The organism is Gordonia sp. (in: high G+C Gram-positive bacteria) (genome assembly GCF_047606305.1).
Taxonomy (GTDB): domain Bacteria; phylum Actinomycetota; class Actinomycetes; order Mycobacteriales; family Mycobacteriaceae; genus Gordonia.
In genome coordinates, this window is record NZ_JASGER010000020.1 from 1 (window position 1) to 3,258 (window position 3,258).

Annotated in this window: 1 protein-coding gene and 1 pseudogene; both read right to left on the reverse strand. The window is 70.7% G+C overall.

The genetic code is table 11. The features are described from left to right. Nucleotides 1-2,650, reverse strand: a 2,650-nt coding sequence (locus tag QM634_RS03350) for a lipid II flippase MurJ (protein ID WP_415041361.1), incomplete at its 3' end; no start/stop codon positions are given. Further along, nucleotides 2,643-3,258: pseudogene (locus tag QM634_RS03355) on the reverse strand (hypothetical protein); the annotation flags it as partial. The pseudogene QM634_RS03355 and the gene QM634_RS03350, both read right to left, overlap by 8 nt.

The window sequence follows — 3,258 nt, forward strand, 5'->3', positions numbered from 1 at the left end:
CGGCCAGCGCGCGCACGGCGCGGGCGGCACCGCGCGGCGACGGCGAGGTGCCGGAGACCTGCGCGAGGGAGGAGCCGGGGATCCACTCGGAGACGACGATGCCGCCGGAGGAGCCGCGGATGACGTCGAGGACCCGCGCGGCACCGGCCGAGTCGAGGTGGCCGATGCGCAGCGTGCGCGACAGGATCGCCTGCGGCCCCTCGGTCTGCGCGGCGTCGCCGGCCTTCGGCGGCTCGGCGACCTGCTCGGCGTCGACGAACGTCAGCGCGACGTCGCGATCGAGGTTGATGTCGCGGGCGTGCCAGAACTGGAGTCCGCGGGCACCGCCGCAGTGCGCGATGAGCCGGTAACGGCCACCGGCGACGGCGGCACCGGGCACCAGCCGCGGCCCGCGCACGGGGGCGGGCGCGGTCGTGGCGGCCTCAGGAGTGGGGGCGGAATCGCTCGACGTCGAGGATGCGTCCTCGGGCGACGCCGGCGCGGCGTCCTTGCCGTTGCCGTCGGTCATGATCGGCATTCCTCTCCTGCGGTAGCGCATGTCGGTGCGCACGGGACGATCGTCGGGGTGCGCCACACGGGGAAGGCTGCCGGTGCCGGTGGCTCCACCACTGTGAACAGTGTAGGAGCGCCAGGTCGACGAGCCGCGGTCAAAGCGGCGCACCACTTCGACTTGACCAGAGTAAGGCAGTGATTCATCAGCGCCAATCTTGGGGAACTGGACGGTGAGCGCGGTTTCGTCGACGTCGGGTGCGTCGGCGGCGCGCTTGGGGGCCAGCGCCGGGATGAAGCGCCCGAGGGCGCGGCGCACCATCGCGGTGATCGCGACGACGTCGGGGACCTTGGCGGCGGCCATCGCGGCGTAGGCGAGGCCGAGGCCGACGATGGCCGTGACCGCCAGATAGCAGAGCCAGCCGATCGGCCCGAAGGAGTCCCCGAGCTTGCGCAGACCGATCACGCGGGCGAGCGCCCACGTGAGGGCGATGGCGCCGAGTGAGGCCACCACGGTCACGACCGTGGTGCGCAAGACCCCCGACATCCGCTCGGTGCCCAACTGTTTGCGCAACAGGAAGTGCCCGACGACCGCGCCCGCGAGATAGCCCAGGCCGTTGGACAGCGCCAGCCAGCGGATGATCAGGTCAGGATCGTCGAACAGGACCGGGCCGAGCAGGGAGGAGCCGATCTTCACGCCGGTGATGCCGACGACCATGCCGGTCGGGGTCCAGGCGTCCTCGCGGGCGTAGAACACGCGCAGCTGGACCAGCGTCATCGCGTAGGGGATGAGGGTGAAGGCGCCCCACGCGAGTACCGACCCGAGCTGAGCCGGCAGCTCCGGGTTGTCCTTGAAGCGGCCGAAGGAGAAGGCCGCTATGCCGATGTAGGGCCCGAAGAAGGTCATGAAGGCGACCACGGGGACCAGCGACACCATCGTCAGCCGGGTCGCCAGGGACAGGTCGGCCAGGACGGCGGAGTCGTCCTTGGCGGCGGCGTTGCGCGAGAGCCGGGGCATCAGCGCGGTGAGGATCGTGACGCCGAGGATGCCGTAGGGGAGCTGGAGGAGCTGCCAATGGGTTTGGTAGACGATGGGGCCGGAGCCGGCATGGGCGGCGGCGATGTGGTTGGTGACCACGAGCCCGACCTGCAGGACCAGCACGTACACGACGATCGCCGCGCCCATGTTGCCGAACATGCGCAGCCGGGCGTCCAAACCCCACTTCCAGCGCAGGTGGACCCCGACCTTCCGCAGGTAGGGCAGCAGGATCGCGGCCTGCACGACGACGCCGAGGGTCGTGCCGATACCGAGGACCAGGAGCTTGGGGTCGCTCATCTTGACCGGGTTGAGCGTCAGCTCGCCGGGCATGAAGTAGTACAGCGCGAGGGTGGCGATCTGGATGATGTTGTTCACCACCGGCGCCCAGGCCCCGGGTTTGAAGACGTTCTTGACGTTGAGGATCGCCATGAACAGCGCCGAGAGGCCGTAGAACAGGATCTCCGGCAGCAGCAGATAGGCGAACGCGGTGGTCAGCGGACGCGACACCTCGCTGTCGGAGCCGACGTTGACCAGCGTCAACAGCGGTGCCGCCAGCAGTGCCAACACGGTCGCGATCGACGTGACCACGAGGGTGACCGTGAAGATCCGGTTGATGAAGCCCGCACCGCCGTCCTCGTCCTCGGCCTCCGCGCGGACCAGCACCGGGATGACGATCGCGGTGAGGACGGCGCCCAGCACGACCTCGGCGATCATGTTCGGCAGGACGTAGGCGACGCCGAAGGCCGAGGCCGCCGACGGCACCAGGACGAACAGCAGCAGGGCGGAGCGGACGAAGCCGGTGATGCGGCTGATCAGCGTGGCGATCGCGATCGAGCCGCCGGTGCGCACCACCGAGGCGTCGGAGGTCTCCGATCCTGCGGCCGCGGCCTTCTCCGGGAGTTGCTCGAGTGCCGGTCGCGACGGTCGGGGCCCACCCGGGGCGACGCGCTGCGGACGGGCGCGCCGCCCGCGCGACGGGGCGTTGGGACCGGCCGGATCCGCGAGCGGTCCCGACAGCGGCCGGAAGCCGCCGGGCGGGGCGGTGAGCTCCTCGGCGGACAGCTCCTGCGCCGTGATCTCCTGCGCCGAGAATTCCTTCTCGGCTTCGTCGCGATCAGTCATCGGTGCTTTCCGGTTCCGGGTGCGGGTGGGCGTGCTCGTACTCATTGTGACGCCACGTGTAGTCCCGACCGGCCAGGAACCGGTCTTGCGCGCTCGCCTCGGGCCGATCGGCGTCGGCCGGATCGGGTTCGCCGCGGAACCGGTGCCACAGCCGGCGGGCGACGAGGAGGATGAGCGCGGCCCCGGCGGCGAGCGTCACGTAGAACAGCGGCTTGCCGTAGGCGTTCGAGTTCACCGACAGCCGGATCGGGTCGCCGCCGAGCTGTACCCCCGACGACGACACCAGCTTGAAGGTCACCGACGTCGACTCCGAACTCTTCGACTTCGCGGGGAATTGGACCTGTCGGGTGCCGCGCCCGGGGATCTCGATGACGCCGACGTCGCCGATGTCGAAGTCGTCGGGGGAGTTCGTCTCGATGCGCACCCGGATGGGGAGCGCCAATTCGTTGCGGGTCACCAGCAGCAGCGGACTGCGTTCGGACACCTGGGTGTAGCGGCCGCCGGGGTCGAGGATCCGCACCGACCGGCACATGTCGCGCAGGGTGGCGGCGACGGCGTTGACCTTCGCCCCCCGGGCGCCCCGCGCCGCGGCCCCGGCGCCGGCCGAC